The following is a 24,942-nucleotide window of genomic DNA, read 5'->3' as shown; positions in this document are numbered from 1 at the left end:
TGGTGGACGGTCGCGCGCCAGTCGGTCAATTCAGCCTCGGCCGCGATGCCGGCGAAGCGCGCAGCCGCGCGTGCATTGTGGAGCGTCTCCGCCGCGCGGATCAGGGTCTTCGACGGCACGCATCCGACATTGACGCAGGTGCCGCCGATCGTGCCGCTGCCGATCAGCGCCACCTGTGCGCCTTGATCGGCGGCCGTGATCGCGGCCGAAAAGCCGGCGGAGCCTGCGCCGATCACGACGAGATCATGGGCGCCGCCATTGCGACGGTGCGTGCGCTTCGTGACCGCGGCGCTCCGGGAGACTTGTTCGGCCGGTCGTTGCGGCGTCGCATCGAGGCCGGCCAGACTCGGCCCGAACAGAGCCCGCCCAGCTTCCAGGCCTTCCTCGATCGACAGCCGAAATCCCACGTCGTTCGCCGAACGCTCGCGACGCCATGCCGCAAGATGATCGTCAGAGCAGAAGAAGACGGTCGTCGCGCACAGCGAGTCCGCTGCGCATGCGCCTTCGTAGCGGACGCTTTGCCACATGACGGCGGCCGCGGGCTCGACGTCGGCCAACGCCCTGCCTCGGTCCCGCGTGGCGATGCGGATCGGTGCGCCGCAATGGCGGCAGCGCGACGCGATTGCGATGTCGCGACCGGTCATGGCGCCGATGCCGAGCGCGTCGACGGCGCACATCGCGCTGACTTGGGTTTTAACTTGGGTTTGACCGAGCGTGACGCGATGACCCGTGTCGCGGTCGGTGAACGGATACGCGCCGGTGATCCGCCCGCCATCAAGCACAAGCAGGTCGCGACGGCGGAGCTCTTCGAGCACAGGCCGGAGGGCTGGCTCGCTCAAGCCGGAACGTTCCGCAAGCGCGGCGATGGTCGGCGCGCGTCCGACGTCGGCGTAAAGCTGGAGCAACGCGACACGCACGCGGTCGGTGACAGGTTCATATCCGCTCCAGCGATTGAGCACGTGGTCAGAGCCGACCATCGCCGACAGCGCGTCCTGAACGGCCGACGATGTGACAATCGACCAGTCCGGAAACGTGACGCCGGGCCGCACGGCAAAGCTCGGACGTGCTGGAAACGGAGATGCGGAGGGTGTGCAGCAATCGTTCATGATTTTCGCCTCGCTCGAACGACGGCGCGCAGCCGACGTTGCTCAGGTCTTCGGCGTGGACGGATAGCCTGCGTTGGTCGTGGCCTCCGTCAGCGCCTTCACGTCGGTTCTCGCGTCGTCGTATGTCACGATGGCGGTCTTGTCCTTGGACGACACCACGACCTTGCTCACGCCCGACACCGCTTCAAGGCTTGCCTTGACCGTGTGAGGGCACGCCGCGCAATACATGTTGCTGACGGCCAATGTCACGTTTCGCTCGCCGGCCATAGCGGCGGACGAGACCATCGTTCCGAGGCCGAGGATGGCGCAGGCGAGGAGTCTGGACATGGGAGGTCTCCGTTTATGAACCGAAAAGCAGCGGCGCGACGAGATCGAGGCCCAATGCCGCAAGGACAAGTGCGGTTGCGACTATGAGCCCGGCTTTCACCAACAGGTTCGGAAGCGGTCGCGCGCAAGCAGCGCCGTCGGCGCAAGCGAGCTTGCGCGACCGGTACACCAGCCAATATCCGCTAGCCAGAAATCCGATTGTGGCCGTGATGAAGTATGGCTGGTACGGGGCAAGGCTGGTGAAGCGCCCGATCCAGGCCCCGCTGATGCCGAGGCTGAAGAGGACGAGCGGCAGGATGCAGCAGGACGAGGCCGCAAGCGCGCCAATAATCCCGCCAGCGGCCACGAGCGCTTGTCCCGGCGGAATTTCCCTAGATCCTTCGTGCAGCTTGATCGTCATGCCCAGGACGATGCATCCTGTAGCTACTACAGAATCAAGGATAACGCGTCATGTCATCGATCACGGCTTCGCGACCGGAAGACCTGCCCATCGGCCAATTGTCGCGGCTGAGCGGCGTCAATATCGAGACCATCCGCTACTACGAGCGGATCAGGATGCTGCCGCCGCCACCGCGATCCGGCAGCGGGCGACGCATCTATGATTCAACCCACCTTCGCACGCTGGTCTTCATACGCCGGTCTCGCGAGCTTGGGTTTTCGCTTGAAGAGATCCGCGCGCTGCTGCGGCTCGGCGGCCCGGCCAAGGCGACGTGCCGTGAGGTCCGCGAGATCGCAGCGCATCATCTCGAAGACATCCGGGCCAAGCTCAGCGACTTGAAAAAGCTCGAACGCCTGCTGGCCAGCACAGTCGCCAAATGTTCCGGCCGGACGGCGCCCGATTGTCCGGTGCTGGACATTCTCGACATTCAACGCTCGAGCTAGCGTCGTCGCCGCGATCGCGCTCTCACAACCCGGCGGCCTTTCGTTCCAGCCATTGCCGCTCGGCTGCTGGCGGATCAAGCGCCAGAGCCCTGGCGTAGGCATCGGCGGCTTCTGCGCGTCGTCCGCTCCGCGCCAACAGGTCCGCGCGAACGGCATGATAGGGCAGAAATTGCTCCAGCGCGGACGTATCGAGGTGCGACAACTCGACCAGAGCGGCATCAGCTCCCTCGATTTCCGCCAGCGCCACCGCGCGGTTGATGCGCACGATCGGATCGTCGCGCGTGAGAAGAAGCCGGTCGTACAGCCTCAACACCTCAGGCCAGGGAGCAGCGTCCTGCAGCGACTGTCTGCTACACCAGACCTGCTGCAACTGTCCTTGCAGCGTCCGATGGTCCGACGGGGACATCCTGATGGCGTCGGCAAGCAGGCGATTGGCTTCTTCGATGAGGTCGCGCCGCCAGAGCTTGGGGTCTTGCTCCGACAAGGGGATGATCCATCCCTCCGCGCTCACCCGCGCCGGGCGGCGTGCTTCGGCGTAGCGAACCTGGGCCGCCAGAGCCGCCACGGCTCCATCATTTGGCACAAGGTGAGCAAGAAGCTTGGTGAGATGGAGAACCTCCGAAGCAAAGCCGGCATGGGGGCCACTGCCGGCCGCATCCTCATGGGCCTTGGCATAGGCAATTTCCAGGGTCGACAGCACCGCATCCAGCCTTTCCGGCCAGGAGTCGGGAGCGGGCAGCTCGAACGGCACGCCCGCATCCGCGATCTTCCGCTTGGCGCGCAGAAGGCGCTGCGCAAGCGTTGCCTCCTGAATGAGGAAGGCGCGCGCGATCTCCGTGACGGACAAGCCGCAAACCAGCCTTAGCGTCAGCGCAGCGCGCGCTTCGATCGCGACCGAGGGATGGCAACAGATAAAGATCAGGCGCAACCGCTCGTCCGGAACAACCCGTGCATCGTCCATCATGATTTCTTCCGGGCCGGGGTCGGAGCTGATTTCCTCCGTGGCGGACCCGTCATGCTTGCGGTCACGACGCATCGAATCGAGCACGATCCGTTGGGCGACGCGGTAGAGCCACGCGGCTGGATCATCCGGTACGCCTCGGGCCGGCCACACTCGCGCGGCCCGAAGACAGCTTTCCGAGAATGCGTCCTCCGCGAGCGCAAGATCACGGAAGCGGGCGGCGAGGACCGCAATGATGCGCCCGCTCGCCGACCGAAACACCCGTTCGAGGGCAGGCCCATTCATTGGCCAAGCAGCGGCCGGATTTCGATCGCGCCGTCCTGCAAGACCGGGATCTGTTTCGCGATCTCGATCGCTTCATCAAGATCGGCAACGTCGATCAGATAGAAGCCGCCGAGTTGCTCCCTGGCTTCGGCGAAAGGACCATCGTGAACCGTTTTGCGATTGGCCGCGGTCCGAACCGTCGTGGCGACCGCAGTGCTCTTGAGCCCGGCACCGCCAATCCGTTTTGCTCCCAATCGCTGAGCAAACTGCATGTGCTTGCCGACGAGCTCCTCGATCTTCGGTCCGGCTTTCTCAGCCCCATAGAAAGCCTCGTTCTCGTAGATGAACAGTCCGTACTTCATGTTGTCTTCCCCTGGTTTGTGGTTGCTACGCTTTTGCGCGTATCGCCCCCTAGACGCGGCCATCATTTCAAAAACGACAGCGGAGACAAAAATTTTTGCGTCGAAACATGCCGGACAAAAATTCCATTGGGTTCAATGCGATGCTCGTTTGGAAGCGGAATGATGGGCGCGATCTCGTTATGAGCAGGATCGGGGGCGCCGGCGCGGCTGCCGAGACCGCAATTGTGAACAGCCTCTTGCGGACGAAAATACCTTCGGTTGCTGCTAGGCGAAAAGGAACTAAATGCGAGTTGAGCAGTGGTCTACCAGATGCGAGGAGTAGGAGTACGCGCGATGACCAAGACCCTGGCTCGAGCTGCAGATCCTGCGATCATGACCGTTGGCGACCTGATCGGTGAACTTTGCCGTTGGCCGGATCACGCTGCGGTCACGTTCCGTTGTCCGTATCTTCAGCAAGATCTTCAATTTTACCGCCTCCAGGCTAGATCAAAGGCGACCGTTGAAATCCAGCTCAAGCAGGATTCAGAAAACCTACCGGTCGAACCGACCTGAATTCACCACCCAAGGTGACCAACGCGGCACCCCGCGCGACGGATCAGCTACGATGTCTCTCGCGGCCGGCCGAAGAACAGCGTTACTGCTTTGGTGCCGAGCTTGTGGCCATGGTCGCCACGCCTTCGAGCAGCGCCAGTAGCCCGCGAAGAATCTCGAGCGGCGGGGGCGGGCAGCCCGGGACATGCAGGTCGACCGGCACCACCTGCGAGACGCCGCCCACCACCGCGTAGCTACCGGCAAAGCAGCCGCCGTCACGGGCGCAATCGCCGACGGCGACGACCCATTTCGGATTCGGCGTGGCGTTATAGGTCCGCTCCAGCGCCGTGCGCATGTTCTTGGTCACCGGGCCGGTCACCAGCAGCACATCGGCATGGCGCGGCGAAGCGACAAAACGCAGGCCGAAGCGCTCGAGGTCATAATAGGCGTTGTTGAGCGCGTGGATCTCCAGCTCGCATCCGTTGCAGGAGCCGGCGTCGACCTCGCGGATCGACAGCGATCGACCGAGGCGCCGCCGCGCCGCTCGCGTCAGCGCCGCGCCGACCTCTGCAAGCGCCTTGTCACTGGCCGCCGGCGCCGCTTCGGTCAGCGGCCTTTGGATCAGGCTCTGGAACAGCAGCTTTCTCATGTCAGAGATCGTGTCCCGAGTAGGAGCAGTTGAACGACTTGTTGCAGAGCGGGAAGTCGGCAACGATGTTGTCTTCGATCGCCGCTTCGACGAGTGGCCACTGGAATTGCGAGGGATCGCGAAAGTGACAACGCGCGATGCTGTTGTCCTCGTTCAGCCTCAGCCAGACCAGGATGTCGCCGCGAAAGCCTTCCACCAGGGTCATCCCCTCGCAAGCCGCGCCGGCAACGGGCAGATCGATCCGCACCTCGCCCTGCGGCATCCCGTCCAGCAACTGGGTGACGAGCGCAAGACTTTGTTCGATTTCGCGAATGCGGATCCACACCCGCGCGTTGACGTCGCCGGCCTCGAGCACGGGGACTTCAAAGTCGAGCCTTTCGTACGGCGGATAGGCAAGGTTCCTGCGCGCGTCGAACGCGCGGCTGCCGGCGCGGCCGACGAAGCCGCCGGCGGCAAATTGGCGCACGAGGTCCGCCTTCACCGTACCGGTGGTCACGGTCCGATCCTGCAGCGAGGCGGTGTTGTCGTAGAGTTCGACGAGCGCGGGAAAGCGCGCCCTTATATCGCTCACCAACGCGCGGATGGCTGCGATGCCCTCATTGTCGATGTCCCTCGTTACGCCGCCCGGCTCGATCTGGTCGCGCATCAGGCGGTGACCGAAAGCCTTGTGCGCGACACGCAGCACTTTTTCGCGCAGGACGCCGCAATGGGCCAGCATCAGCGCGAAGGAGGCGTCATTGCAGATGGCGCCGAAGTCCCCGAGATGATTGGCAAGACGCTCGATCTCGGCCATCAGGGCACGCAGCCAGGCTGCACGCGCCGGAGCTTCCACACCAAGCGCAGCCTCCACGGCGCGGGCGAACGCCAGTCCGTAGGCAACCGTGCTGTCGCCCGAGGTACGCGCGGCGAAGCGTGCGCCGCTCGCCAGCGTGGCGCCTGCCATCAGGCCCTCGATGCCCTTGTGAACGTAGCCAAACCGGGTCTCCAGCCGCACCACTGTCTCACCGTTAGCCGTGATGCGAAAATGGCCGGGCTCGATGATGCCGGCATGGACGGGGCCGACGGGGACCTGGTGCACACCCGCTCCCTCGACGGGAAGGAACATATAGTTCTTCCGGGTCGCTGCCGGCTCTGGTCTTGCGGCCAGCGGATAGCGCACGTCCCAGTTGCCATGGTCAAGCCAGGGCCTTGGGTCGAGCGTACCTTCAGCCTCCAGGCCGTAGAGATCGCATATCGCGCGTTCAAGGCGAAGCGCGGGGACATGATGCAATCCTACCGAGGGGTAACGCCGCTCCGGGCAATCGAGCGTGATAACGCCGATCGTGCCCTTCGCCTCCTCAAGCAGCGCCATGTGGATGCAGGCGGGCTCCCCCCAAAGCCCCAGCAATTGCCACGCGCCTTCGGCAAGTCCGGCGATGGCCTCGTTCCAGATCGAGGTGGTGACGGTTGCGCGCGGCCAGGGGCGGTGGCGCGGTGCGGCGGTGCCGTAATGAAGGAGCTCGTCGAGGTCCATGGCCGTCATCCCAGGATCTCCGCGACATGCCGGAACCACGCGACCAATACGGGCGGCAGGAATATGCCGGCAATAAGCACGAGACCAAAATGCACGATCATCGGCGCGTAGGAGGCGTCCGACGGCGCATCGCTTCCGGTCGGGTCGCCGAAGGCGAGGCCATTGAGATGGTAGAACAACGCGCCGAGCGCCAGCAGGATTCCGAGCACGAGAGGCGCTGCGAGTAGCGGCTCGCGCGCAAACGTCGAGCTGACCACCAGAAACTCGCTCATGAAAACTCCGAACGGCGGCAGCCCGGCAATCGCCACAACGCCGATCACCAGGCACCAGCCGAGTCTTGGATGAGTCACCGTCAGGCCGCGGATGTCAGCGACCTTCTGCGTGCCCTTGATCTGCGCGACGTGGCCGACGGCGAAGAAGATTCCCGATTTGGTCAGGCTGTGCATCGCCATATGCAACAGGCCGCCGAAATTCGCGACCGGGCCACCCATCCCGAAGGCAAAGGTGATGATGCCCATATGCTCGATCGAGGAATAGGCGAACAGGCGTTTGATGTCGCGCCGCCGATAGAGCATGAAGGCGGCGAACACGAGCGAGACCAGTCCGAGCGTCACCATCAGCGGACCGGGAGCCACCGCACCCGGATTTGCCGCCAGCACGATCTTGAAACGGAGCACCGCGTAGAGTGCGACGTTGAGCAGGAGACCGGACAGCACCGCGGAGATCGGCGTCGGACCTTCCGCATGTGCATCCGGCAGCCAGGCATGGAGCGGCGCCAGCCCGACCTTGGTGCCGTAGCCGAGCAGGAGGAAGATGAAGGCGACATTGATCAGCGCCGGGTCGAAATGGCTGGCCTGTGCGACCAGAACCGTCCACACCATGCCGTTGATGCCTTCGCCGACGACCGGATGCGCTGCCATGTAGACCAGGATGGTGCCGAACAGCGCGAGCCCGATGCCGACGCTGCCGAGAATGAAGTATTTCCAGGCGGCTTCCAGCGCTTCGTGGGTGCGGTAGATGCCGACCATCAGCACGGTCGTCAGCGTCGCAAGCTCGATGCCGACCCACATCAACCCGATATTGTTGGCTGTCAGCGCCAGATTCATCCCGCCCATCATGACCTGGTACATGGCGTGGTAGAAACGCAGGTAGGCCGGCGTCAGCCGTCCGGTCTCGAGCTCGTGCCCGATATAGCTTGCCGAGAACACGCTGGTGGTGAAGCCGACAAAGGTGTTGAGCACGATGAACGCGACATTGAGGTCATCGATGAACAGATAATGTCCGGGCCGGCTGTGATCGGCGAAGAACAGCGAAAGCGACGCCACGAAGGTCAATCCGGACGCCAGCATGTTGAGCCGCGCGGAAAGCCTGTAGCCGGGCAGCAGGGCGAGCACCGCGGCTGCGATGACCGGGATGACGAGTACGAGGATGACGCCGTCGTCGGCAGAGAAGGTCATCAGCGCTCTCCACGAAAGCGATCGAGCGCCTGCACATCGACGGTGTCGAAGCGCTCCCGGATCCGGAACAGGAACACACCGATGACGAAGAAGGCGATCAGGATCGAGAAGGCGACGCTGATCTCGACCACCAGCGGCATGCCGCGCGCGCCGGTGCCGGCGAGCACCAGCCCGTTCTCCAGCGACATGAAGCCGACCACCTGGCTGACGGCGTTGCGCCGGCTCACCATCATCAGCAGGCCGAGCAGCACGACCGAGAGCGCGAAGGCGAGGTCCTCGCGCGCGAGCGGGTCGGCGGTCGGGGTGACTTTCAGCATCACCGTCATGGAGAGCGCGACAAGTCCCATGCCGGCCAGCATGGTCGTTCCGGAACCGATCACGGTTTCGATCTCGCGATGAATGCCGAGCCGCTGGATGATGCGATGCAGGCCGACCGGCACGACGATCGCCTTGAAAACCAGCGCGATCATGGCGGTGACGTAGAGGTGCGGCGCGTGCTGGACGTTGGCCTGCCAGGCGACCGACATTGCCAGCAGCACCGCCTGCAGCGCGAACGCGTTGAGCAGCGCGTAAAGCCGGTGCTGCGTGATCATCAGGAAGCTGACCAGCACCAGGCCGCCGGCCAGGAGGTGCGCGACGTCGAATGTCAGTCCATGCGTCATCGCCTTAGAGGCTCCTCGATGCGAACAAGAGCAGCGTGCCGAGCAGGCCGAGCATCAAGGCGCCGCCGACGAAATCCGGCAGGCGGAACACGCGCATCTTGGCGATGGCCGTCTCGAACACGGCAAGCAGGAAGCCGAACACCGCAAGCTTGGCGATATAGGCAAGAAAGCCGGCCAGGTGGCTCGCCGTCGAGCCGCCGGGCGTCGCAAGGGTCCAGGGCACGAAGATGCAGCCGATCAGCGAGACGTAGAGCAGGAGCTTGACCGCGGCGGCGAGCTCGATCATCGCCAGATGGCGGCCGGAATACTCCAGCACCATGGCTTCATGCACCATCGTGAGCTCGAGATGTGTCGCCGGGTTGTCGACCGGAACGCGTCCGTTTTCCGCGATGGCGACGATAATCAGTCCCACCATCGCAAGACCGAGCGAGACGCGGAGCCCGACGCCCGATGAGGCGAGCAGATCGGCCACGGCCGATAGCTGCGTCGAGCGCGCCACCAGTGCCATGGTGAAGACCACCAGAAGCATCGCGGGCTCGGCGAGCGAGGCGATCATCATTTCCCGGCTCGATCCGATGCCGCCGAAGGCGGTGCCGATGTCCATGCCGGCCAGCGCGAGGAAGAACCGGGCGCTCGCGAGCAGCGCGATGATGGCGATGAGATCGGCGGACCAGCTGAACAGCAGTCCCTTCGCGAAGGTAGGCACCAGCGCTGCGGCGACCCAGGTCGCCGCGAAGATCAGATAGGGCGCGGCGCGGAAGACCCACGACGCATTGTCCGCGACCACGACCTCCTTCTTCAGGAGCCGCAAGATGTCGCGATAGGGCTGGAGGATCGGCGGGCCGCGGCGCCGCTGCAGGCGTGCCTTCACCTTGCGCACGAAGCCGGTCAGGAGCGGAGCGGCCCAAAGCACCAGCATCATCTGCATGAGCTGGACAAGGAGAGCGGAAATCAGCTCCATATCGCAAGCACCAGCAAGAGCGAGACGAGGGAGAGGAAAACGAGGCTGAGATAGCGGCGGATGGTCAGGAACTGCAGCTTGTTGAGCTGCAGCGAAGCGATCTCGACGGCGGCGGCAAAGGGCTCATACAGCCAGTCCCACACCGGATCGGCGATCGTAAGCCTGAAGCGGGCGGCTTGCATGTCGCCGGGAGCGGGCATCAAGACCTCTTCGCGCGTGGCCGGCGTGCGCGCCAGGAACACGCGGCGGATCGGCTGGGCAAAGCTGCTTCCGGAATATTGCGTGGCCGGACTCGGATCGGGAAAGCCGCAATCCCAGGCGGGCGCCCGGCGGATCGCATGCGAAGCGAAGCGGTGGATCGCCCACACCGCGAGCAGCGCGGAAAAGCCGATGAAAAGAAAGACGAGAAGGCCGTTATACGAGCTGCCGCTTTCGAACGCGGGCACGATCGTGAGCCACGGCAGCTTCGCCTGCAGCGGCAGCGCATCGCCAGCGAACTGACGCGTGATCGGCGCGACCGCGTCCATGATGAAGCCCGGGATGATCCCCGCGATCAGGCAAAGCAGGGCGAGCAGGGCCATCGCAGAAAGCGAAAGGCGGTCCACTTCATGCGCGGCGGCCGCTTGGTCGCTGCGCGGGCGGCCGAGGAAGGTGATGCCGAAGGTCTTGACGAAGGCAGCACCCGCGAGCGCCGCAGCAAGCGCAAGCAGGCCGCCCGCCGCCGGCACCATGACCTTCAACGCCCATTGCGGCAGGTCGGGGCTCTGCAGCACGGCCTGAAAGGTGAGCCATTCCGACACGAAGCCGTTGAGCGGCGGCAGCGCCGAGATCGCCATGCATCCGGCCAGGAACAGGAAGCTCGAGACCGGCATGCGGTGGATCAATCCTCCCAGCCGGTCCATGTTGCGCTCGCCGGTTGCGGTCAGCACCGCGCCTGCGCCGAAAAAGAGCAGGCTCTTGAAGAAGGAATGGTTGAGCACGTGCAGCAGGGCCGCGGTCATCGCCAGCGCCGCCGCCGCATCCATGCCGTCGGCGCGAAAGGCCAGCGCAAGGCCAAGGCCGATGAAGATGATGCCGATATTCTCGATGGTCGAATAGGCGAGCAGCCGCTTGGTGTCGTCCTGCATCAACGCCTGCAGCACGCCGAGAACCGCGCTCAGGCCGCCGATCGCGAGCAGCAGCGCGCCCGACCACCAGGGCAGGGGGCCTGCAAGGTCGAACACGAGACGGATGAAAGCGTAGATCGCGACCTTGGTCATGACGCCGCTCATCAGCGCCGAGACGTGGCTTGGCGCCGCCGGATGCGCCAGCGGCAGCCAGGCATGCAAGGGTACCAGCCCGGCCTTGGATCCCGCACCGATCAGCACCAGCACGAGCACCATCGCCGACGCCAGCGGCGTTCGCGCGCCAAGCCTGATCGCCTCGAAGTCGTAATGGCCGTCCGGTCCGGTGAGCAGGCCAAGCGCGAGCAGGAGCGCGAGCGTGCCCATAGACGCCATGATCAGATACACGAAGCCGGCGCGCCTGTTCTCGGCATCGCGGTGATGCGCGATCACGAGCGCCCAGGAGGCCAGCGACATGAATTCCCATGACAACAGATAGCTGAACGCGTCATCCGCCAGCACGACCAGATTCATTCCGGCGAGGAACGCCGGAAAGAAGGGCAGCACGCGATGCGGCTCTTCCTCATGTGCGCCGTAGCCGAGCCCATAAAGGCTTGCCGCCGCGCCGCCGATATTCACCACTGCGAGAAAGAAGGCCGCGAGCGCGTCGACGGCGAAATGCGCGCCGATCCAGGGCAGGCCGACCGGCAGGACCAGGCGGCTCGGGGCGCCGCCAAGCGCCAGCGCGGCGATCGAAAGCGCTGTTGCGGTGATGCAGAGCACGAGCGTGGCGCCGTAGATGATGGTCGTCGCGGCGCGTGTCCGCGCGATGGCCGCCGCCAGCAGCGCAACCCCCAACAGCGCCGCGGCGCAGAGCATGAGGAATGCAACGACACTCATCGTGAAATGCGTCCTACGTCTTCTTCGCCAAAACCTTGATTTGACGCGATTCGGAAAGCGCTGCGTCCTTCAGCCGAACACCGCGTCCTCCGGATTGGCTGGCCGCTCCATCGCCGATCAGCTCGATGCCGCTGCGATCGAGCGCTTCGATCAGTTTCATCAGGGAATCGACGTTGCCGCGCACCACGCTTTCGCTGGCTTCCATGCGCTGGATGGTGGGCACCGAGAGGTCCGAAAGCTCCGCGAGCTCGCGTTGATCGATGCCAAGGAGCGCCCTGGCCGCGCGTAGCTGTCCCGCTGTGATCATCTCAGCGCTGACTTTCAGAACATGAATCGTGTGCGCTCAATCCTATAAATTGAAGCAAATATGTCAACTAAGATTTTCCAGATATCTGGATTGATAGATAAAGCATCTTCCTGCGGCCGCAACCGGAGTCGATAAAGAAAACCTGACGACCGGAATTGCCGGCTTTTGATCCTGCCTCTCGATGTTCTCGGCGGCGTTACCGACCTGCAGATTCAACCGCCATTCCGGCACGCCGCAAGAAAGAATGGAACGGTGCGTTTCACGTGCGGGCCGATCTCCGCATCCAGCGTCTCGACCTTGTCTTCGAACAGTCCCCGCAGCAGCATGGGCACGACGACGAGGTCGAGGAAGAAGCGTGCGGTTGTGGCGAGGCGTTCAGGGGCGAGGCCCGGCAGCTTTGCGAGCTCGCCGGATTGCGCCATTTCGCCGAGGAAGCGGGCCGCAACTTCGGTAGAGAGCTGACGCGCCGTCCGGCTGACGTCGCTCGCAAGATCGGGGAAGCGTTGCGCCTCCGCGACCGCGAGCCGCATCAGCGCCATCCTTTCATTGTCGAGCGTCCAGCGCAGCAGGGCGTCGCCCAAGCGCACGAGGCGCTCTTCGATCGTGTCTCCGCTCGGCTGCCACGCGCTGCTGAATTGCGTGATCCGGGACACCACGTCGCCCGTCACCACGGCCTTGAAGAGGCGCGCTTGTCGCCGAAGCGGGCATAGATCGTCGGCTTCTCCCAAGGGAGAGGTGAAACCTCCGATGCCGCGCCAGTTCAAACTGACTTCATCACACCCTAGCAGAAAACTTCTCACGGTCACGCACCCGCGCGGCGTTCGGCCATGGTGCGGAACGTGATGGAAGTGCGCGGCGCCTCGATCGGCGGGATGCTGTGCTCCCATTCGTGCCGGCGAGCCAGGACGGGATGACATGCGTTGCCGCTGCGTGGGCCTACATCATGCTTCCCGGCAAGAAACAGCGGACGGTGGGACGGCCATCTTCGTAGTATGGCCAGACGACCGTTCGCCTGTAGAGGTTTGGTTCCACGATAACGGCATTCTCCGGCACATCAACCCACTCACCTCTGATCAAGACTTGATAATGTCCATCCTTGCTCCGCCATTCCGAGTCCTGCAACGTGTTGCCATCGCTCAAGGCGCAGCAAGCTGTTCCTGCTGGTGATCTCAGGCCTTCAAACCACCTCGCCATGTCGGGATTAGCCTTCGCATACTTGCCATCAGGATCGCGGGCGAATGCAGCGGGGAACGGCGACAACAACGCTATCGCCACCGCTCCCAAAAAAGAAATTCTGAGGACTTGCTTCGGCATCATAGTGGCCTTCGAGTTCTGGAAATGGTTGCATTGAAATGGACATGTCGCCGCAGCCCTGGGGGACTTCCTTCCTGAGATTGTTGGCAAATTCCCGGAAGTGAGCTGCGACTCGCTGGTAAAGGACGCGCTCGAATTGATCCGCCGCGAAATCTGCGAGCACGTCGCATGCTGCGGCGTTGACCTCGTAGCGTGTGATTTTCCATTGACGGCTGATCACGAGAGCCTCCGACAAGATCAACGTTGTTTAGGTTCGATGATGGGCAATCATCTTCCCCGGGTACGCACTTATGGCGCCGGATTGCCAAGCCTCGGAATGACAGATCGGATGTTCTTCCTTCCACTTGGCCAAGCCCGCTTGACCACCGATCACGCAACTCTGAAAACGTCATCCCGCTATCCAGCGCCGAACTGGTGACGATTTCCTTGATGCAGTCAGCGGATGTCAGGTGGCAAAGAACTGCGGTGGCGTTAGCAAATGTAAGCTCCCCAAAATTCACACGCAAAAGTACCATCAAAAATCGTCTGCATTCCCGGCACCGAAGTATAGGCCAGCGGCTTCTGCACGTGCTCCGTAAAAATACGGTATCCTGCGGACCTATCCTCTTCAGATTCAAGCCGACGATTGCGGACCATACAGCCGTCGAGCCGCGAAGGAAATATCGGATCATCAGATACGACCAGTCGTCAGCACTCGCTCCGCGAGATCGACAAGAGTCGCATTCACTTCGGGTAGATAAACGGGAAAAAAAGAATGCGCTCCCTTATCAAGGTACCCACGACGAAGCGTTTTCGCCGCTGAACGAAACACTCCCGAAACAGAGAGGTGCTCTCATGCGGCGACTGAGGAATTGCAAGGTATTTGGCTCGGCGCCTGTTCATATTGACAAGCAATTCGACCATTGCCTGTGAGCCTTGGAAGTTAGCAATGCCTGTGAACAGGCTCACACATGGGGCTCAGAAAAGGCGACTAGGCTCAATACAGAAAATTCGTTGTGGGAATGTTTCTAGCCAAGAGGGGTATTCATCATGAGAAATCTGTTTTTGATCGCGACCACCATTGCGGCCATCGTGGGCGTGGCCAACAGCAAAGCAAGCGCGTGCTCTCTCCATCTTCCAACTTTTGAAGTGACGGGCTTCCCGATCTCACCGCTTCAAGTGGCGGTGCTGGGCGGAGCTCACGTTGAGGAGGAGGCAGCCACGCCTACTCTGACTTCAGCTGGTATGCCCGCTTCCCCCCATCAGATTGCGGTCCTGACACCGCATCCGAAGGCAATGCAGATAGTTCAAGCTTCGGCTGAGCCAACCACCGTTGGCCTAACAGCAGCCGGTTTCCGAAGCAGCACGCCTATTGGTCCCAAGCGGGCTTCTTGCCCCACGGATTGATTGTCGCTGACGTTCGGGGGCATTGTATCCCGCCTTTGGGCGGGATTTTTTTGAAGCTCTGCACATGGAGAGCGCCCGCCGCGTTATCGCGCGCTGATCGACAGCAAGAAAGCTACGACCCTCTTTATATCGTCGGCAGATGCGAGCCCGCCGTACGGCTTCATTTTGTTGCCGGGCACGACCTCGTCCGGATTGCGGATAAAGCGCGCGAGCTTTGCCTCATCCCAGACGAAATCGGCGTTCTTCATTGCACTCGAGTAGTCGTACCCCGGCAGCGATCCTGCCCTTCGTCCGATGATTTTGAATAGGCTTGGGCCCAGTCGATTGTCGCCCTCCCTGATCGTATGACACGTTCGACATGCATTATTGAACGCTCGCTCGGGTGTATCGTCCGCGCGAGCCCGCGAGAACACATTCTGACATAGGCACAAGGGCAACAAGAGCGTCATACATGCCAGTACGCTCAATCCCGTCGTCGCACCTCTTGTCGCCAATCCGGAGATACTCCGTCGCATTTTGGCTTCCTGCATCGCGTGGGCCAGCGCCCAAAAATCATTGCGCCAAAAGCTCGATTTTCGCCAGCGATTCCAACCTGATTTGCCCTGTCCAGCCCTCCGCTCAAAAATATTTTTCTTCCGTTTTTCAGAAAACAATGCTTCTCTCCACCCGTCCTGATTCCACAGGAGGGGCGGCTCGCGATCGTCACGGACGTAGGAATGAGGATGCGGTGGACGTGAGGATGCTCAGCGCGCGGTCAGCGCGTAGACGAAAGCATCGCTCGCGGACGACAAAGGCGTGTGGTCCTGATCCCCCGATGCTGGGACCAAGCTCTCGCGGGACGTATCGCGAGGGTGACGGAGGCAAGAAAAGCCCGGTCTCCGAGGAGAGCGCGTTATAAGCCGTAAACCATCGCGCAGGGAATGCCGGAGTGTGTTCGGTTGTACCTGTTGATGACTCGTGTGCGTTTTTGCGCATTTGCTGCACACGAGGCTCGCGGGTGCAACGGCACCCGGCATTCCCTGCGCCCTCCTTACAGAGGGCGATGAGCAAAACCCGGACAATTCCTGCCGCGGGAACGCGGACGTACGCCGCTGAACGACTATGCGCCCCTACAACCTCAGGGTACAATGCCAGGAAGTGTAGCGTGGCTTTCGTTTTCAGCCTATGATGGAGCGCGATCCTGCGCGTACGAAGCATTTCAGGTTCGGGGGTTTGCCGTGAGTCTTTACGAGCTCGCCATCCTGGGCAACGCCAGCCAGCAAGAGCGTGACCGCCTGACCGCAACCATCACGGACATGACCAGGGATTTCGGCCTGACCATCGGCGATGACCTCGTCATCCTCGATGCCGGCGGCATCAGCGGCCGGAACCGGCGTGCGGCGTTCGCGGCCGCTTATTTCGGCGGCGATCCGGACAAGGATGCCGCCGCGGTCGCCGAGCTCATCCGCACCAGTGCCGTTGTGATTCCGACGGTGGCCTCTGGCGGAGATTTCGAGACCGAGATTCCGGAGCGGCTGCGCACCGCGAACGGACATCGCCGGCGCGCCAATGATCCGGAGATGAACGAGCTCGCTGCGGCGCTGCTGGAGTGCCTTGGCCTGTTGCGCGTGCAGCGGCGCGTGTTCCTCAGCTATCGCCGCACCGAGTCTCGCGCTGCGGCGCTGCAGCTTCACGACCGGCTCCTCGAGCGAACCTTCGACGTCTTTCTCGACACGCACGACATCAGGCCCGGTCAGCCGTTTCAGGAGGTGCTGTTCCATCGCCTGTGCGACTCGGATGTCCTCCTGATGCTCGACACGCCGACCTACTTTGCGAGGATGTGGACGCGCCAGGAGCTCGGCCGCGCGCTGGCCAAGGGCATTCATATCCTGCGCGTGGTCTGGCCCGGCCATGAACCGACCCCTGAAGCGAGCCTGGCGGAGACCCTTCTCTTGGACCAAACCGAGATGGAAGGTCCGGATGGACCAATTCCGCAAACGCGCGTCGATGAGATCGCGTTGATACTCGAGAAAGTCCGCAGCCGCAGCATCGCCGCGCGCTACCTGGCCGTCATCGGCAAGCTTCGCGAAGACCTGACGCGCATCGGCGGCTCGATCGATGCGATCGGCTCGCACCGGGCGATGGCGATCACGCTGCCGACACGAAAGAAGGTCTGGGCCTATCCGGTTGTCGGCTTTCCGACCGCGGAACTTTTGAACGACGTGGCCGACAAGGCCGCCAAGGCCGATCAGGCGGGAACGCCGATCCTGGTCTATGACGAGGTCGGGATGTCGCAGCCGTGGGTGGCGCATTTGAAATGGCTGGACGACAATATTAAGTCAGTGCGAGCCCTCAAGGCTTCGACGATCGGCTACGATCTGGTGGCGTGGGAGTGATGGCATGACCGACGCTGTCTTTCTGTCCGCAAGCGTTCCGGACGCTCGCCGTTTTCCCGAATATGCCAGGACCGCCGATGCCGTGGCGATCTCGGCTGCGGTGAACGCGCTGCTTCACGCAACACTGGGCCGGCGCATGCTGATCTGGGGCGGCCATCCGGCCATCACGCCCATGATCTGGACGATGGCCGACAGCATGAAGCTGGAGTACCGCGAATGGGTGAAGCTCTACCAGAGTCTGCATTTCAAGGAGCGGTTTCCCGAGGACAACGCACGGTTCAAGAACGTCGTCTACACCGAACCCAAGGGCGGTGAAGGCGACAGTCTGCTCGAGATGCGCACGCGCATGTTCAAGGAGAATGGCTTTGAGGCCGGCGTGTTCATCGGCGGCATGAAGGGCATCATCAACGAATTTCATCTGTTTCGCGAAATCCAACCCAAGGCGCGGCTTGTTCCGGTCGTCTCGACCGGCGGCGCCGTGCTCGAGCTCGCCAGGTTCGCCGAGCCGGATCTTGCTGAGGATTTCGACTATGTCGGGCTCTTCTATCGCCACCTTGGCATCAATCCCGCCGAACGCCGCTATCAGACGCCGAAAGAGCAGCCGCATGATGTCCGCGATCGGCTCGATTCGCCGCGGCGCTAGTATTCATGAAGAAGCCGTCATCGGTTGGAGATCGCGCGGGGCGGACGGCCCGGATTCGACGAACGCATCCGCGAAGAACTGTGCGTCGGGCAGGCCGTGACTTTGCGTAAAATCGCCTTGCGCGGCGCTCACCATCAGCGGGTTGCCGCAAGCATAGACGTCGGTCTCCGAGAGATCGCTCTGGTCTGCGCGGACCGCGTCGTGAACGAGGCCGGTACGGCCAGTCCAGGACGAGTTTGGTTCGGACAGAACAGGCGTGAAGGAAAACCACGGCAGGCGCTCGGCCCATCGCGCCGGCAGTTCCGAAAGATACATGTCCTCGCGGGTGCGGGCGCCCCAATAGAGATGCATCGGCCGGCACTTGTCTGCAAGGATCGCTGTCTCGATGATGGATTTGATCGACGCAAACCCGGTGCCGCTGGCGAGCAGGATCACGGGCCTCGCGGAATCGCGCAAATAGAAGTCGCCATAGGGAATCTCAATTGCCAAGGGATCGCCGACCGACAGCTTCGACAGCGTCGAAATCGAAAACTTTCCGCCCGGCACATGGCGGATATGCAGCTCGGCGCCGTCATTGTCGCGCGCGGCGTTCGCCATCGAGAAATTGCGGCGATCGCCGTCTTCCATGATCACCTGCAGATATTGGCCCGCCTTGAACGGCGCCCGCAGGCCGATCGGAAAGCGCAAGGCGAGGAGGGTGACGTCGGGCGCGGGCCGCGCGAGGCGGAAGATTCTGGTCGTAATGGTCTTGCGGCGGACGACGTCGAGGCGCTCGAAGCGCTTCGGACGAATGGTCAGATCCGTGCGCGGCCGCGAGCGGCACATCAGCGCGCTGCCGTCGCGTGCCGTACGCCTTCCCCTGCCGCGCTGCTCGACCTCGCCTGCGAGAAGGCCGGCCTCGCAGGTGTTGCAGGCGCCTTTTCGGCACGAGGAAGGCATCGAGTAGCCGGAGCGTTCGGCGGCATCGAGGACGAATTCGCGCGGCTCGCACGGGAAGGTGATCTCGCTGTCGGCAACGCGGACCGTGAACGGCATGATGCGCCCGCTCATAGCGGCAGCGCCAGCAGCGTGTCGAAACGGGAGCTGTCGCAGACGACGATGCGCTCCTTCAGCTTTGGAGCGGCGCCATTCAGCCGCCAGGTGTCGACATAGCGGCCGGTGGCGTAAACGTCGGTGGAGCCATCACGCATGATGCGCGCGACAAAGAACGAGGTTTCGCTTCGTACCTCGCCCTTCTCCTGCGACACGATCCAGGGCTGGCCGAGAAAATGCCGGTAGACATGTCGCTCATAGATGTTGGCCTCGCGCAGCGAGGCGACACGGTCGCGCAGCATGCCCCTGGAGTTGGCGAAGATCACGCCGGCTTCCAGGCCTTGCGCGAAATTGTCGGCGGTCGTGATCTTGTAGGTGCAATTCTCCTCGAAGAAACCGGGCCACGCCTCAAGCTCGCCGTTGTCGATGCAACGGGCGTAGGCGTTCTGGACATGGTTGATCAGTCCGACGACGTCGTTCACTTAAAGCCCCATCTGCGCGCGATAGGCTTTCCAGAAGCCGCGCACCGAAGCCTCCGTCACCCGGCTTTCGCTCGAAGCGGCCTCAGTGCCGCCCATCTCGAGCACGGCTTGTTCGCTCGCGGCGCCGGCGACGCCGCGCTGCACGAAGCCGCCGACGCAGCCGTCTTCCATGGAGATGTAACCGGCGGGACCGACCAGATTGGCCTGCTTCAGCCGGATCAGGCGCTGCTCGGGCGTATCCTCGGCAAAGCCGAGCAAGGTCCAATGCAGATCGGTGCGGTCGACACCGCGCGGCACGATCTGGCGCACCGCGATCGCGTTCTGGATCTGCTGCAGGATGAAGGTCGGGAATACCGACAGGATCTGCAGCGTCACATTGTCAGGAAATTCCCTGAAGCTCTGCAGCAGCGACGGATCTGCGAGGGCGAACTCGCTGTCGGAGCGCAGGTTCTGCTCGGCGTAGTCGTTGTCCTTCGCCGGCGCGGCATCGATCACGGAAAAGCTGACGTGATGGCCGCCCGAGGGATCGACGATGATGCCGCCGGTCTGGGACAGGCGGTTGAGCTCGAAGGTCGTGAAGAACAGATGCAGGATGCTTGCGTGATAGGAGTCCTTCACGTTCTCCATGTAGAGCTTCCAGTTGTTCGGAAGCGCCTGCGTGTAGCGGCCGAGGATGACGGGCGTGCGGGAGCCCATCACGCGCCCGATCCGGGAATAAATGTCCTCGCCGAGATATTCCTCCAGCGGTGGCACGTCGTTGGAGAAGCTGCCGAACACGATCCCGAAAGCTTCCGCGAGGCGGAGCTTGCGCGGATTGTGCTGCTCCATGCAGAACGAGGCGGGCATGCCGCCCTTGCCCTTGATGCCGTCCCTGAACGCGACCTCCTTCAAATTGCCCTGCCGGTCATAGCTCCAGGCATGATAGACGCAGGTGAAGGCCTTGGTGCTGCCGCGGCTCTCCAGCGCGATCAGCGCGCCGCGATGCGCGCAACGGTTCTCGAAGGCGTAGAGCTCGCCGTCCGCATCTCTGCTGACGATCACCGATGTGTCGCCGACGAACGTGGTGACGAAGTCGCCGGTGTTTTTCACCTCGATCGACAGGCAGAGATAGTTCCAGCTCGGCCCCTTGAAGATGCGCTTCTGCTCGGCGGCATAGATGTCGCGCTCCTGGAAGATCCAGTAAGGCACGCGGGTCATGCCGTCGCAGGGCCAGGCGCGGCCGTGGCTATCGGCGGTCGTGTGGCTGACTTGATCCAGCATGAGACCTCCCGTCGTGAGATGGGCCATTGACCGGTTCGCCGCATTGTTCGTATATCGAACAAGCATTCAAGGTAGAATCCACCCCATGCCCGACCCTGTCAATACGACCGTCGATCTCGGCAACAAGGACACGGAACGGCTGCCGGAGGGCATGGGCGGACTCGCCAAGGGCCTTGCGATCATCGAGGCCTTCTCGCCCCATCGCACGCGGATGACGGTGTCGGACGCGGCGCAAGCCTCGGGAACGTCGCGCGCGTCGGCGCGGCGCTGTCTGCTGACGCTGACGGAGCTCGGCTATCTCGAATTCGACGGAAAGTATTTCCGGCCGCAGCCGCGCCTGCTCGCGCTCTCCGCGGCTTATTCGACCGCGCGGTCGCTGCCGCAGATCGCGCAGCCGTTCCTGGTGGCCACGCGTGACGAGCTGCGCGAATCGATCTCGCTCGCGGTGCTCGATCGCGACGCCGTGCTGTTCGTGGCGCGCGCCGAGGCCGAGCGGCTGGTGACGACAGGCATCTCGATCGGCACCCGCATCGACCTCTATTGCTCCGCAACCGGCAGGGTGTTGTTGTCGGCGTGGTCTGAGGAGCGCCTTGCGGCCTATCTCGATCGCATCAAGATCGAAGCGCGTACAAAATATTCATTGGTCAGGAAGGCCGCGTTGCGCGAGGCGGTGCGAAACGCGAGCCGGCAAGGCTACGCCTTCACCGATCAGGAGCTGGAGATGGGCCTCCGTTCAATCGCGGTCCCCGTCACCAACTCGCGCGGCGCGATCGTCGGCGCCATGAGCGCAAGCGCCTCCACGGCCCGCATCTCGCTGCAGCAGATGATCAAGGGCTTTGTGCCGGTGTTGCGGGTGAACGCCGATGGCCTGGGGCGAACGTTGTGAAGCAATCATCACCGCATTGCGATGCAGCTCCTTTGCGATGGACAGGTCATCGCGAAGTGTTAGCTTCAGTCGCCCGCTGGACGTGGAGGGTCTGAACATGATCACGATTCCGGAGGTGATGGCTCGGACGCTGGGTACCTTCCTCGCGACCGAAACGCGCGGCCGGTTCGGTTCGTCGCATGGGAATCTGGCCGACTTCCTGCCCTACGTGTCGAGGCTCGCGATGGAATGCATCGGCAACAGCGATGCGCTCTATCACGACATCGAGCATTCGATGCTCGTCACCCTGGTCGGCCATGACATCCTGATGGGACGTGGGTTGATGCGCTCGACGACGCCGCGCGACTATGCGAATTTCATCCTGGCCTGCCTCACCCATGATATCGGTTATGTGCGCGGCGTAGTGCAGGGCGACGGGGACGATGAATATGTCGCCGACGTCACCGGCCGCACTATCCGCCTGCCGATCGGCTCGTCGGACGCGGCGATGGCGCCGTATCACGTCGACCGCTCGAAACTGTTCGTGATCGAGCGGTTCGATATGTTGGATTATATCGATGCGGACCGCATCGCGCGCGCCATCGAATATACCCGATTTCCCTATCCGTCGGAATCCAACAACAATGGGCCCGTGGACGACCTGAACGAGGAGGAGGGCCTGCTGTTGCGCGCAGCCGACCTGATCGGCCAGCTCGGCGATCCCAACTACATGCGCAAGGCCAATGCGCTGTTCTACGAGTTCGAGGAGATCGGCCTGAACAAGAAGCTCGGCTACAAGACGCCGGCCGATGTCGTCTACAAATACCCGCAGTTCTACTGGAAGAACGTCGCGCCGCAGATCCCGACCGCCATCCGTTATCTCAATGTCACGTCCAGCGGCCGGCAATGGGTCGCCAACCTCTACAGCAACGTCTTCCGCGCCGAACGCGAGCTGACGCAGTCGGGGCCGCAGATCTAGCATGCCGATTTTTTGAATTTTTGCGTGACATCAGGTCACTTCACGATTAAATACTTCGCATGCGAACTAATTTGAGGCAAAAACCCGACCGCCGGCTGATCTTCCTGCTCAACGTCGCGCAGCGGCGGCTGCAGCGCTTCATCGCGGCGCAGACGAAGGAAGGCGGGGTGACCTCGGCGCAGAGCGGGCTCCTGTTCGTGCTCGGCCGGCGCGACGGCGTGCTGATGGGCGAGGCGGGAGCCGCGCTCGATCTTGGCATGCCCGGCATCTCCGGCCTTGCCGAGCGGATGGTGGAAGCCGGCTTGATCGAGAAGCGCGCCGACCCCGACGACGGTCGCGCCTGGCGGCTCTGGCTCACTGCCGCCGGCCGCAAGGCGCTGGCGCGAACAAAAGCGCGCGTCGGCGAACTCAATGCCCGCCTGACCGAAGGCTTCAGCGACGCCGAGATCGACGCTGTGTCGCGCTGGCTCGCCAGCGTGCAAAGCAAATTTCCCAAAGGAGAAGACGAATGACCGAGCATATCAAGATCGAAAGCAAGGACCACGTCCTGACGCTGACCTTCGCGCGTCCCGACAAGAAGAACGCGATTACCAATGCCATGTATGGCGCGCTGGCCGATGCGATCATCGCCGCCGAGACCGATGCCGCCACGCGCGTGATCGTGCTGCGCGGCGAAGGCGATATGTTCACCGCCGGCAACGATGTCGGCGAATTCGCGATGATGGCGACCGATGCCTTCAACGGCGAGCGCCACGTCTCCCGCTTCGTCGAGGCGATCGCGCGGTCGACAAAACCCCTGGTCGCCGCCGTGCAGGGCCGCGCGGTCGGCATCGGCACCACCATGCTGCTGCATTGCGATTTCGTCGTGCTCGCCGAGGACGCACAGCTCTCCACGCCCTTCGTCAATCTGGCGCTGGTGCCGGAGGCGGCCTCCACACTGCTGATGCCGCTCCGCGTCGGCTATGCCCGGGCCTATGAGATGTTCGCGCTCGGCGAAGCCATGGATGCAAGGGCTGCGCTTCAGCTCGGCGTCGCCAACCGCGTCGTGCCGCTTTCCAGGCTGCATGCAGAAACCGCATCGGTCGCCGCGCGGCTCGCCAAGCTGCCGTCGGGCTCGCTTGCCGCGACCAAGCGGCTGATGCGCAACGCCGAAGTCCTGACCGCGCAGATCAGCGCCGAAAGCGAATGCTTTGCCGCGCGGCTCAAGACCGCCGAGGCGCGCGAAGCCTTCTCCGCCTTCGCCGAAAAGCGGCCGCCGGAGTTCACCAAGCTGGCGTCCTGAACGGTGCTATTCGGCGGGCAATTGCGGCGGCAGGGTACCGGCGAGCCCAGCATCATGCGATTTCTCCGCTCGGCGGCGCGCGGAGACGGATTTGTCGTCCTGTCGCCGTGACCAGGAGATGTAATAGGCGATCGCCGTCATGATCGCGATCCCGCTGGCGCTGACCAGCATCTGGATCGCGATCGAATTCGGTTGGGTGATCAGCACGAAGTGTCCGGCAAAGGACAGGAACACGCCGACGCAGAACGAGGCGAGCCATTCCTCGCCGCACTTCATCACCGGCTCGAGCCACCTCGACTGCAGCGCGGGCCAGTCGCGTGGCACGAAATAGGTAAAGAGCAGGGCGAGCGCGAGCAGATGCACGACGCGATAGAAGGCGAGGTTTTCCTTATCGCCAGCCGTGAGCAGATCGAGCCCGGGATGCTGCGCGAGGCCGGCGAGCGCAGGCACCTGCAGCCCTACCGTGATGGCCAGCGCGAGGAGGAGATAGCTTGCGGCGGCGATGCGCAGCCAGGACAGACGATGCGCGGCAGCAGTCAGCTTCGCGCCATCAACTGCAAACCAGCCGCCGAGCACGGCGAGGAGCTGCCAGCAGAACGGATTGAAATACCAGCTTCCGCTCGGAAATGCCGGCAGGCTCCAGTCGAACGCGCGCGCGGCGACATAGAGCGCGATCGAGCCTGCGAGCGTGAGGTTCGGCCGGCGCAGCATCGACCACAGGAGCAGGGGAAACACCAGCATCAGCGCCACGAACAATTGCAGCGTATCGAGATTGAGCGGCTTCGCCTGCAAAAGCAGGCCGTGCATCAGCGTCCGTATCGGATGATCGACGATGCCGGTGACGTTGTATTCGTCGAAAATGTCGGTGGTGGCGTACCGCGTGGCGACATTGCTGATGATGTCGATATAGATCACGAACAGCACGACATAGGCGGCGTAAAGCTGCCACGCCCGCCGGAAGATCCGAGTCGTCGTCACCAGGAAACCCCGGTCCAGCGCCATCTGGCCGAAGAAGACCGTGGCGCCGTAACCCGCGACGAACACGAAAACGTCAGTGGCGCCGCTGAAGCCGAAATTCCGCAAAGTCAGCAGGTTCACCACGTTGTGGGGGATGTGGTCGAGAAGAAGAAACCAATTGGCGAACCCGCGCAGCAGATCAATCCGCTTATCGGAGCCTTGAGTAGCAAGATTTTTCTTTACAGAGGCGTTCATGCGGTCGGACGTAAAAGAGGACGGAGCAATATCTATGTTAGCAACGCAGCGAATCCAGCGGCGTGGATCGATCAACTCTGAGTAGACTTTGCGTGAAGTCACCGGCTGCGATCTCGCCCTGCGAAAC

Annotated in this window: 27 protein-coding genes; 8 read left to right on the top strand and 19 right to left on the bottom strand. The window is 62.9% G+C overall.

Features of this window, described 5'->3' with window-relative positions; all coding sequences use genetic code 11:
• The 3 genes from merB to VKR55_RS25410 all read right to left on the bottom strand — a co-directional run.
• Nucleotides 1–1,106, bottom strand: a 1,106-nt coding sequence (merB, locus tag VKR55_RS25420) for an organomercurial lyase (protein WP_324407686.1), incomplete at its 3' end; no start/stop codon positions are given.
• 42 nt (nt 1,107–1,148) lie between these two features.
• A complete protein-coding gene (merP, locus tag VKR55_RS25415; RefSeq protein WP_324407685.1) occupies nt 1,149–1,433 on the bottom strand; it encodes a mercury resistance system periplasmic binding protein MerP in 285 nt (94 codons plus the stop codon).
• A gap of 13 nt (nt 1,434–1,446) precedes the next feature.
• Entirely contained in the window at nt 1,447–1,833 is a 387-nt protein-coding gene (locus VKR55_RS25410) for a mercuric transporter MerT family protein (RefSeq protein WP_324407684.1), read from the bottom strand.
• Nucleotides 1,834–1,883: 50 nt separating this feature from the next.
• On the opposite strand from VKR55_RS25410, the gene VKR55_RS25405 reads away from it, so the two are divergent.
• Nucleotides 1,884–2,315 (top strand): MerR family transcriptional regulator, encoded by a 432-nt coding sequence (locus VKR55_RS25405; protein WP_324407682.1) that lies wholly within the window; start codon nt 1,884–1,886, stop codon nt 2,313–2,315.
• A 22-nt stretch (nt 2,316–2,337) separates the two neighbouring features.
• On the opposite strand, the gene VKR55_RS25400 is transcribed toward VKR55_RS25405, so the two are convergent.
• Together VKR55_RS25400 and VKR55_RS25395 are read right to left on the bottom strand one after the other, a co-directional pair.
• Entirely contained in the window at nt 2,338–3,561 is a 1,224-nt protein-coding gene (locus VKR55_RS25400) for an RNA polymerase sigma factor (protein ID WP_324407680.1), read from the bottom strand.
• Nucleotides 3,558–3,902: a YciI family protein gene (locus VKR55_RS25395; RefSeq protein ID WP_324407679.1), complete on the bottom strand. Its 345-nt coding sequence runs from the start codon at nt 3,900–3,902 to the stop codon at nt 3,558–3,560. Before VKR55_RS25395 ends, VKR55_RS25400 begins: the two co-directional genes overlap by 4 nt.
• 333 nt (nt 3,903–4,235) lie before the next feature.
• On the opposite strand from VKR55_RS25395, the gene VKR55_RS25390 reads away from it, so the two are divergent.
• Nucleotides 4,236–4,454 (top strand): hypothetical protein, encoded by a 219-nt coding sequence (locus VKR55_RS25390; RefSeq protein ID WP_324407677.1) that lies wholly within the window; start codon nt 4,236–4,238, stop codon nt 4,452–4,454.
• Nucleotides 4,455–4,536: 82 nt separating this feature from the next.
• Here the strand turns inward: VKR55_RS25390 and VKR55_RS25385 are convergent, their stop codons facing one another.
• The 10 genes from VKR55_RS25385 to VKR55_RS25340 all read right to left on the bottom strand — a co-directional run bounded on the left by VKR55_RS25385 (nt 4,537) and on the right by VKR55_RS25340 (nt 15,338).
• The gene (locus VKR55_RS25385) at nt 4,537–5,082 is read right to left on the bottom strand and encodes an NADH-quinone oxidoreductase subunit B family protein (protein WP_324407675.1); all 546 of its coding nucleotides are present in this window, start codon (nt 5,080–5,082) and stop codon (nt 4,537–4,539) included.
• Between the two features lies 1 nt (nt 5,083).
• Nucleotides 5,084–6,604, bottom strand: a complete 1,521-nt coding sequence (locus VKR55_RS25380; RefSeq protein WP_414642447.1) for a hydrogenase large subunit — start codon at nt 6,602–6,604, stop codon at nt 5,084–5,086.
• Nucleotides 6,601–8,052, bottom strand: a complete 1,452-nt coding sequence (locus tag VKR55_RS25375) for a hydrogenase 4 subunit F (RefSeq protein WP_324407672.1) — start codon at nt 8,050–8,052, stop codon at nt 6,601–6,603. Before VKR55_RS25375 ends, VKR55_RS25380 begins: the two co-directional genes overlap by 4 nt.
• Nucleotides 8,052–8,714, bottom strand: a complete 663-nt coding sequence (locus tag VKR55_RS25370; RefSeq protein ID WP_324407671.1) for a hydrogenase-4 component E — start codon at nt 8,712–8,714, stop codon at nt 8,052–8,054. Before VKR55_RS25370 ends, VKR55_RS25375 begins: the two co-directional genes overlap by 1 nt.
• Nucleotides 8,715–8,718: 4 nt before the next feature.
• Entirely contained in the window at nt 8,719–9,675 is a 957-nt protein-coding gene (locus VKR55_RS25365) for a respiratory chain complex I subunit 1 family protein (protein WP_324407670.1), read from the bottom strand.
• The gene (gene hyfB, locus VKR55_RS25360) at nt 9,666–11,678 is read right to left on the bottom strand and encodes a hydrogenase 4 subunit B (RefSeq protein WP_324407669.1); all 2,013 of its coding nucleotides are present in this window, start codon (nt 11,676–11,678) and stop codon (nt 9,666–9,668) included. Before hyfB ends, VKR55_RS25365 begins: the two co-directional genes overlap by 10 nt.
• A gap of 13 nt (nt 11,679–11,691) precedes the next feature.
• Entirely contained in the window at nt 11,692–11,985 is a 294-nt protein-coding gene (locus VKR55_RS25355) for a helix-turn-helix domain-containing protein (RefSeq protein WP_324407668.1), read from the bottom strand.
• Nucleotides 11,986–12,197: 212 nt separating this feature from the next.
• Nucleotides 12,198–12,572 (bottom strand): TetR/AcrR family transcriptional regulator C-terminal domain-containing protein, encoded by a 375-nt coding sequence (locus VKR55_RS25350; RefSeq protein ID WP_324407666.1) that lies wholly within the window; start codon nt 12,570–12,572, stop codon nt 12,198–12,200.
• Nucleotides 12,573–13,207: 635 nt separating this feature from the next.
• The gene (locus VKR55_RS25345) at nt 13,208–13,519 is read right to left on the bottom strand and encodes a hypothetical protein (RefSeq protein ID WP_324407664.1); all 312 of its coding nucleotides are present in this window, start codon (nt 13,517–13,519) and stop codon (nt 13,208–13,210) included.
• A gap of 1,249 nt (nt 13,520–14,768) precedes the next feature.
• Nucleotides 14,769–15,338, bottom strand: a complete 570-nt coding sequence (locus VKR55_RS25340) for a c-type cytochrome (RefSeq protein ID WP_324407662.1) — start codon at nt 15,336–15,338, stop codon at nt 14,769–14,771.
• Between the two features lie 564 nt (nt 15,339–15,902).
• Here VKR55_RS25340 and VKR55_RS25335 point away from each other — a divergent pair.
• On the top strand, nt 15,903–17,060 hold the full coding sequence (locus VKR55_RS25335) for a toll/interleukin-1 receptor domain-containing protein (protein ID WP_324407661.1): 1,158 nt from the start codon (nt 15,903–15,905) through the stop codon (nt 17,058–17,060).
• A gap of 4 nt (nt 17,061–17,064) precedes the next feature.
• The gene (locus tag VKR55_RS25330) at nt 17,065–17,703 is read left to right on the top strand and encodes an SLOG domain-containing protein (RefSeq protein WP_324407659.1); all 639 of its coding nucleotides are present in this window, start codon (nt 17,065–17,067) and stop codon (nt 17,701–17,703) included.
• Nucleotides 17,704–17,706: 3 nt separating this feature from the next.
• On the opposite strand, the gene VKR55_RS25325 is transcribed toward VKR55_RS25330, so the two are convergent.
• From VKR55_RS25325 to VKR55_RS25315, 3 genes are read right to left on the bottom strand one after another with little or no spacing between them, the layout of a single operon-like run.
• Nucleotides 17,707–18,738 (bottom strand): 2Fe-2S iron-sulfur cluster-binding protein, encoded by a 1,032-nt coding sequence (locus tag VKR55_RS25325; RefSeq protein WP_324407658.1) that lies wholly within the window; start codon nt 18,736–18,738, stop codon nt 17,707–17,709.
• 11 nt (nt 18,739–18,749) lie between these two features.
• On the bottom strand, nt 18,750–19,217 hold the full coding sequence (locus tag VKR55_RS25320) for an aromatic-ring-hydroxylating dioxygenase subunit beta (RefSeq protein WP_324407657.1): 468 nt from the start codon (nt 19,215–19,217) through the stop codon (nt 18,750–18,752).
• The gene (locus VKR55_RS25315) at nt 19,218–20,477 is read right to left on the bottom strand and encodes an aromatic ring-hydroxylating dioxygenase subunit alpha (RefSeq protein WP_324407656.1); all 1,260 of its coding nucleotides are present in this window, start codon (nt 20,475–20,477) and stop codon (nt 19,218–19,220) included.
• 85 nt (nt 20,478–20,562) lie between these two features.
• On the opposite strand from VKR55_RS25315, the gene VKR55_RS25310 reads away from it, so the two are divergent.
• The 4 genes from VKR55_RS25310 to VKR55_RS25295 all read left to right on the top strand — a co-directional run bounded on the left by VKR55_RS25310 (nt 20,563) and on the right by VKR55_RS25295 (nt 23,603).
• Entirely contained in the window at nt 20,563–21,363 is an 801-nt protein-coding gene (locus VKR55_RS25310; protein WP_324407654.1) for an IclR family transcriptional regulator domain-containing protein, read from the top strand.
• Nucleotides 21,364–21,460: 97 nt separating this feature from the next.
• Entirely contained in the window at nt 21,461–22,321 is an 861-nt protein-coding gene (locus VKR55_RS25305) for an HD domain-containing protein (RefSeq protein ID WP_324407652.1), read from the top strand.
• A 71-nt stretch (nt 22,322–22,392) separates the two neighbouring features.
• Entirely contained in the window at nt 22,393–22,833 is a 441-nt protein-coding gene (locus tag VKR55_RS25300) for a MarR family winged helix-turn-helix transcriptional regulator (protein WP_324407650.1), read from the top strand.
• On the top strand, nt 22,830–23,603 hold the full coding sequence (locus VKR55_RS25295; RefSeq protein ID WP_324407648.1) for an enoyl-CoA hydratase: 774 nt from the start codon (nt 22,830–22,832) through the stop codon (nt 23,601–23,603). The genes VKR55_RS25300 and VKR55_RS25295 overlap by 4 nt, the downstream gene beginning before the upstream one ends.
• Nucleotides 23,604–23,609: 6 nt before the next feature.
• Here VKR55_RS25295 and VKR55_RS25290 read toward each other — a convergent pair whose 3' ends face one another.
• Nucleotides 23,610–24,815: an OpgC domain-containing protein gene (locus tag VKR55_RS25290; RefSeq protein WP_324407646.1), complete on the bottom strand. Its 1,206-nt coding sequence runs from the start codon at nt 24,813–24,815 to the stop codon at nt 23,610–23,612.
• Nucleotides 24,816–24,942 lie beyond the last annotated feature (127 nt).

The organism is Bradyrhizobium sp. (assembly GCF_035309285.1).
Classification (GTDB): domain Bacteria; phylum Pseudomonadota; class Alphaproteobacteria; order Rhizobiales; family Xanthobacteraceae; genus Bradyrhizobium.
This window is presented reverse-complemented; position numbering and strand designations above follow the sequence as displayed.

Excerpts from the sequence above, each read along its gene's own strand:
- VKR55_RS25390 (WP_324407677.1), top strand. The coding sequence starts at position 4,236 with ATGACCAAGACCCTGGCTCGAGCTGCAGATCCTGCGATCATGACCGTT.
- VKR55_RS25325 (WP_324407658.1), bottom strand. The coding sequence starts at position 18,738 with ATGCCGTTCACGGTCCGCGTTGCCGACAGCGAGATCACCTTCCCGTGC.
- VKR55_RS25355 (WP_324407668.1), bottom strand. The coding sequence starts at position 11,985 with ATGATCACAGCGGGACAGCTACGCGCGGCCAGGGCGCTCCTTGGCATC.
- VKR55_RS25395 (WP_324407679.1), bottom strand. The coding sequence starts at position 3,902 with ATGAAGTACGGACTGTTCATCTACGAGAACGAGGCTTTCTATGGGGCT.
- VKR55_RS25400 (WP_324407680.1), bottom strand. The coding sequence starts at position 3,561 with ATGAATGGGCCTGCCCTCGAACGGGTGTTTCGGTCGGCGAGCGGGCGC.
- hyfB (WP_324407669.1), bottom strand. The coding sequence starts at position 11,678 with ATGAGTGTCGTTGCATTCCTCATGCTCTGCGCCGCGGCGCTGTTGGGG.
- VKR55_RS25370 (WP_324407671.1), bottom strand. The coding sequence starts at position 8,714 with ATGACGCATGGACTGACATTCGACGTCGCGCACCTCCTGGCCGGCGGC.
- VKR55_RS25310 (WP_324407654.1), top strand. The coding sequence starts at position 20,563 with ATGCCCGACCCTGTCAATACGACCGTCGATCTCGGCAACAAGGACACG.
- merP (WP_324407685.1), bottom strand. The coding sequence starts at position 1,433 with ATGTCCAGACTCCTCGCCTGCGCCATCCTCGGCCTCGGAACGATGGTC.
- VKR55_RS25380 (WP_414642447.1), bottom strand. The coding sequence starts at position 6,604 with ATGACGGCCATGGACCTCGACGAGCTCCTTCATTACGGCACCGCCGCA.
- VKR55_RS25410 (WP_324407684.1), bottom strand. The coding sequence starts at position 1,833 with ATGACGATCAAGCTGCACGAAGGATCTAGGGAAATTCCGCCGGGACAA.
- VKR55_RS25315 (WP_324407656.1), bottom strand. The coding sequence starts at position 20,477 with ATGCTGGATCAAGTCAGCCACACGACCGCCGATAGCCACGGCCGCGCC.
- VKR55_RS25405 (WP_324407682.1), top strand. The coding sequence starts at position 1,884 with ATGTCATCGATCACGGCTTCGCGACCGGAAGACCTGCCCATCGGCCAA.
- VKR55_RS25330 (WP_324407659.1), top strand. The coding sequence starts at position 17,065 with ATGACCGACGCTGTCTTTCTGTCCGCAAGCGTTCCGGACGCTCGCCGT.
- VKR55_RS25365 (WP_324407670.1), bottom strand. The coding sequence starts at position 9,675 with ATGGAGCTGATTTCCGCTCTCCTTGTCCAGCTCATGCAGATGATGCTG.
- VKR55_RS25290 (WP_324407646.1), bottom strand. The coding sequence starts at position 24,815 with ATGAACGCCTCTGTAAAGAAAAATCTTGCTACTCAAGGCTCCGATAAG.
- VKR55_RS25305 (WP_324407652.1), top strand. The coding sequence starts at position 21,461 with ATGATCACGATTCCGGAGGTGATGGCTCGGACGCTGGGTACCTTCCTC.
- VKR55_RS25375 (WP_324407672.1), bottom strand. The coding sequence starts at position 8,052 with ATGACCTTCTCTGCCGACGACGGCGTCATCCTCGTACTCGTCATCCCG.
- VKR55_RS25295 (WP_324407648.1), top strand. The coding sequence starts at position 22,830 with ATGACCGAGCATATCAAGATCGAAAGCAAGGACCACGTCCTGACGCTG.
- VKR55_RS25385 (WP_324407675.1), bottom strand. The coding sequence starts at position 5,082 with ATGAGAAAGCTGCTGTTCCAGAGCCTGATCCAAAGGCCGCTGACCGAA.